The sequence below is a fragment of the Chitinophaga sp. genome, assembly GCF_035564935.1.
Taxonomy (GTDB): Bacteria; Bacteroidota; Bacteroidia; order Chitinophagales; family Chitinophagaceae; genus Chitinophaga.
In genome coordinates this window covers 1-5753 of sequence record NZ_DATMTE010000389.1, presented here as the reverse complement: position 1 = coordinate 5753, position 5753 = coordinate 1, and the positions used below count along the sequence as shown (strand labels likewise).

The 5753-nt window shown below is 44.6% G+C and carries 4 protein-coding genes; 2 read left to right on the top strand and 2 right to left on the bottom strand.

All coding sequences use genetic code 11. From position 1 onward, the window contains the following. A partial coding sequence (locus tag VN105_RS10265) for a hypothetical protein (protein WP_325640488.1) occupies nt 1–2266 on the top strand: 2266 nt, incomplete at its 5' end. Nucleotides 2267–2355: 89 nt separating this feature from the next. Further along, nucleotides 2356–3738, top strand: coding sequence for a hypothetical protein (locus VN105_RS10260; protein WP_325640486.1), 1383 nt, complete (start codon nt 2356–2358; stop codon nt 3736–3738). A gap of 32 nt (nt 3739–3770) precedes the next feature. Here the strand turns inward: VN105_RS10260 and VN105_RS10255 are convergent, their stop codons facing one another. Next, a complete protein-coding gene (locus VN105_RS10255; protein ID WP_325640484.1) occupies nt 3771–4589 on the bottom strand; it encodes an NAD(P)-dependent oxidoreductase in 819 nt (272 codons plus the stop codon). A gap of 158 nt (nt 4590–4747) precedes the next feature. Next, nucleotides 4748–5753, bottom strand: a 1006-nt coding sequence (locus VN105_RS10250) for a hypothetical protein (RefSeq protein WP_325640482.1), incomplete at its 5' end; no start/stop codon positions are given.

Sequence of the window (5753 nt, the reverse complement as noted above, 5' to 3'; positions counted from 1 at the left end):
TTCGAAATCATATGACCGGATTGGAGCAGATGATTTTACACAAACTTTTATGAAAGGAATAGAGTATTATCATTCTCTTATTTTTATAGGGTTTGGGGCTGGCATGGATGATCCTAATTTTCAGGGTTTTTTAAATTGGGCAAAGGGTAAATTTATCAATCCTCAAACACAGCATTTCATTCTTGTAAAAGCAGGTGAGGAACCTAAAGGGCTACCTGATAATATTACAGCCATTGTATATGGAGAAAAATATGAGGACTTACCTGGATTTCTGCAGCAACTGGCAGGAAAAAAAAGGAGGCCGGGAAGACCCCGTAAGCATACGAAATATATAACCAACCAGGATGAACCGGCAAAGAAAGCATTGCTTAATAAACTGGTTCCGGTCGAAGCCAGGAGTGCTTCACAGGAGGCAGAGGCGCAGCCGGTAAGGCAATCGCCGGAAGGATTCCTTGCATACATCAGCAGTAACATAGGGCTTGTGAAGGATGTGATGTTTTTAAGTACGTTGTTATCAAGGGATGAAAGAATACTGGCTCTTTACTGGCCGGGCGTTGATGTTACTTTAAAATTAAGGGAACTATCGGAGCAGCATCCTTTTATTAATAATGGCCATGTAGAGCGATCCGACAGAAAGAAATTACGTAGGGGTTGGGAGCAGGATCATAAACCTATTGTCCGGGAATTACTTGGCCAGCTCAGTAAGATTGTTGAAACATTGCGGGTGGATGTCAATTTTAAAACCGGGGATTATTTTCGCTGGTACCTGCATTTTCTGACTATAAAGTGTTGGACCGGGGGAGCTACTGTTGTACCAGACCTGGTAAAGGGTCTTTTAATGAGTGTTTTAACAGGACAGGATTGCGACGTAGTAGTGGAGTTAGCGATGGACGTAACTGAATTTCATCCGGAAGAAACAGCATTCACTGCATTTCTTGACAACAAGTGTTTCACAAACCTGGCTGCTTTACATCTAACCTCAGGAGATTTGCGATTTCTGGAAAGCCTGGATACAAGTAACTGGAGCCCTACGGAGAGGGTGCTTCTGTATTTTGTGTTAGCTTATAGTTATTCTGATATTAAAGATAGCCGTATGGCGCTGTATTATTTTGATATGGCTTTTGCGGTGTCTGATGATTTCTTTCCGGAAATGGAATTATTAACTAAGTTTTACCTGGATGCAGTATTGGAGACAGTTCATACTAATGATTCTCCATTAATATTGAATAATTGTTTGCAGTGGATTGATAAGTTTAACTTTGTTTCTTCGGGATGCTATCGTGAATTGGCAATGGTGTATTACAAAGCAACGGAATATGAAATAGCAGTGAGCTTATGGAAGAAGCATCTTGAACTGGAACCGGCACATGTAACTACTTACGAGATGTTGATAGAAACATTGTCTTCCAGGCTACAGCAACCCCAATCTGCCATCGCTGTTTTTAGGGAAGCTCCTGCAAATGTCTCCGGGAGGCCTCCGTTGCAATTTCTTATTGGAAATTGTTACAAGGCGCTAAAGAACTATACCCAGGCAGCAAGACATTATCAAATGGCGACGGATCATGCTTATGACGCCAAAGGAATTATTTACGGTGTTTTAGCGGAATTGTATGCCAGTAAACTAAATGATGCTCATCTTGCTGACACCTGTTTTATAAGAGCTATCCAGGAAGGTGGTAGTAACTATGAGTTGTTATGCATTCATCTTTCCTATCTGTCGTTCCTGATGGAGAATAATCAGCCTGGGAAAGCTGTATCATTGGTGCCGGCAACAGGGCTTTTGTTAAACAGCTATTATCATAGATTACCTGGAAATGTATTGAATGAGATGGCCTGGTATTTATATGTGCTGGATTTAGAGTTAGATCTGGCGGAAAAGATGTCAAGGCGGGCCATTGAACTGGAATATGACCTGGCACTTTCTGTACATACGTTATCATGTATACTGGCGCGCATGAATAAATGGAAGGAAGCGAAGCCATATATACTTAAATGGCTGGCTAACACGGAAGACAACACGGTGAAAGAACGCTGGGACGAATATGTGCTGCTGTTCCGTGATGCCGTTATATGGCATAAGCAAGAATTGATAGAACGGTTAATAAAGAATAAAGTTTCTATCTTTTGGCTGATTATTAGGTATGCATTATTAAAAACTACTGCTAAAGCGCTGTCAGTCAAATTTACCGGGGCTATTGCATCCCGGGTGGAGGCAGTATACCAGCAATTAATAACAAAAGAACCTCCTGGTGATTTTCCCGTATAAATGGAGTAAAGATAGTACTTCAAGATTGCCACATGTGTATACTATTTGCATAGCACGCAGAGAAGTTACTCATCCCCCAAATAATCATTATGAATGAAACATTGCTCAATGTGATTCAAAAGGATTTACCCGCATTCCTGCAGCAGCTGGATAAAAAGCGTATTTCCCACCCGGAGAATGTGCTGGAAAGAACAGATATTGCTTATCTTGAAACATTACAAGGCAACAACTATCCGCGAAGAGAACAGGTTTCCCTTTACCTGCTACTGGCATACAGCCATTGTGAGATAAGTGAGCCAAGGATGGCCATTCATTATTTTGAACAGGCTTTTATTTTGTCCGACGACTATTTCCCGCGAGGTGCAATGCTGGCAAAAGCTTACCTGGAGGCTTTGCATACCGTGGTAGCACAAACCGGCGATGTTTCCCTGTTGAGTAATGGCCTGGAATGGGCAGAGAAATTTGAGTTTATTACGTTTAATGTGCACAGGGAGCTGGCAGCTATCTACTACCAGGCAAAGGATTATGACACAGCTGCCGCCCTCTGGACGCAGCATCTGCAAAATGATCCGCACTGTGTAAGCACTTCCCATGTACTGATCAGTACCTTATTGGATCTGTGCCGTTATGAAGCGGCGATTACGGTTTATAAAAACGCGCCCTCAGCTGTGCAGGAAGTTTCTTTTCTACAGCTCCTGGCGGGACATTGCTATAAAGAAACAGGAGAATATGCTGAAGCAGAAAAGCTGTATAAAGCAGCGATGGCCGCCTCTTACAACCCCAGGTGCCTGCCTGTGTGCGCGCTTGCAGCACTGTATGCGGAAAGTAATACTGATCATAGTATAGCGCATACCTGGTACCGGCAGGCCGTGGAAGAGAAGGGGAGCAGCTACGACATGCTGTATACCAAAATATGTTACCTGGGATTCCTGGTTGACGAGGGAGAAACCGGAGATGCGCTGTCGTTGCTCCTGTTTATGGAGCAGCAGCTTCACTATAATTATCCCCGTCTTACTGCATATGACCTGAACCGTGTAGCCTGGTGCCTGTACCTGCTGAATACCCGGTTAGACCTGGCCCTGAAATTTTCACGCCGGGCTGTTGAACAAGCTCCGTATGCCAGGGATTACGTGCATACGTTAGTGGCCCTGATGGTGCGTTTAAGGGAGTGGGAAGCAGTGACGCCTCGTGTTGAACGCTGGCTGGAACTTTCTGATGACGATATTGTGAAAACGTTGTGGAATCATTATAGCCTGGTGTTCCAGGATGCCATCATACAAGATCAACAGGTGGCTTTGGGCATATTGCTCACGGGACAGGATTCGGAGTGCTGGCGTGCAATACGGTGCGCATTATATAAAACATCAGAGTTTGGAGAGATGGTAGAAATTCCCGAAGATATTTACCCTGTGGCGGAGCAACTTTATAAGCAGTTTATTTTCCGGGATATGCCACGGATATTTCCTTCATGAAGAAAGGCCCGGTATTTTACCGGGCCAATTTTTTAGGATAGGAACAGATCCCGCTGCAGTTTGCCGCCCGGCACCACTGCATACTTATCAAAATTGGTGACACCCGCCGCTTTCAACACCTCTTCATCAATCAATGTATGGCCTGAATAGGAAGCCGGTTGCTGCAGGATATATTCCACGGCATCGGCAATGATTTCAGGGGTACGGCTTTTATTGATCAGGGAATCTCCTCCCAGCAGGTTCTTTACCGCTGCAGTAGCAATGGTGGTAGCCGGCCACAGGGCATTGGAGGCAATTTTATATTTCTCCAGCTCATTGGCCCAGCCCATGGCCAGCATGCTCATATTGTATTTGCTGATAGTGTAGGCTACATGTGGGCCAAACCATCTTGGATCCATATTTATCGGTGGCGATAATGTAAGGATATGCGGGTTATTTCCTTTTTTCAGGTAAGGAAGGCAATGTTGTGTTACCAGGAAGGTGCCGCGTACGTTGATATCATACATCAGATCGAACCGCCTGACGGGAGTTTCTTCCGTGTTGGTAAGTTGTATAGCCGATGCGTTGTTAATCACCACATCTATACCGCCAAATTTCTCTGCTCCCTGTTGTACAGCGGCAGCTATCTGTGCTTCTTCCCGGATATCTACCTGTACTGCTAGCGCTTTGCCTCCGGCAGCTTCTACCTCTGCGGCGGCGGAGTAGATAGTGCCTCCCAGTCTTGGATCTTCTTCCACGCTTTTGGCGGCAATGATAATATTAGCTCCCCGGCTGGCGAGACGTAGCGCAATGGCTTTGCCTATGCCGCGGCTTGCGCCGGTAATAAAGATGGTACGTTGCTGAAATGACATAACCCTTGCTTTTAGCGGTGAGAAAGAAAAGGAATTTAAGGAATCTTTCTCTGACCACAAAAAGCAAGGGTTATTTTGAGGGACAAGTACATTGCCGAACCAGGAGTGATCCGGCATATTAACAACCTAAAAAATCAAAATGGGGATATTCAATCTCTTCATTGACTATTGCGAATGATAGCGATGGAACACTTAAAATAGGATTCAAAGAGGTTAGTAAATTCCTCTACATTGTTCATTGCTATAGAAGTACAAATTTTTTCCAGGGGCTCTGCAGTGGTTACAGCCGTGCTATATGCCTGCATCATTTGTCGCTGCAGGTGGAAGCGTTCCGGCGCTATATGAAAGCTGTCAATGAAGGCTTCCCTCAGTTCCTGGATGCCCAGGTCGAGCAGTACCGACATTTTAGCCATTGAGAATTTTTCGTTGGTAGTATTGACGAGGTATTTGATGGAATCTTCCAGTTTTTCGGATACATATAGCGGGAACACCCGCATGGGTTCCTCCTCCAGTTCATCCTGTGCCGCAAAATTCAGGTACAGTTCCAGGCAGCACCTGTGCATGAATACTTCTGCCTGTTTACCTACAAATTTACAATTGCAGATGGCATCAATCATTTCTGTACAAGCCATATTAATATGATATGGCTCTGCATTAACAGGGGCGCTTCCTTTCCTGGATGTTTTTTTCGCTATGGTGGCTAACTCAGGGTATTCCAATGCCATTTCAGCCATATCTTCCGGTGTAATATCAATATGGAAGCTGAACATATTATCCCATGCTTTCATGGGAGCCCTGTGAGAACTGGGTTCCAGTTTGAACAGGGTCATTTCCCTTTTGGCCATCATATAAGGTCCCCGGTCTGTGATTTCGGCTACCACTTCACCTCCGGCCATAAAATGGAGCGCCAGCAGTTCAATCCTGGTATAGGGTATTAACATGATATCCTGCTCCTTATTGTATACTTCATGTGTACGGAGTGTAAACCGGCCAAGTTTTATGGTTTGGCTGAGGATATCCACATAATCATCACTTCGGAAAGAAATTTTCGCAGCGGGCATGGCCAGGTGTTGATATTCCTGGGGTAAACTTTCAATGGTAACGAATACCTGATCATCTTCATCGATCCTTAAGGGTATACGGGGTAAATTACTGGGCCGTTTC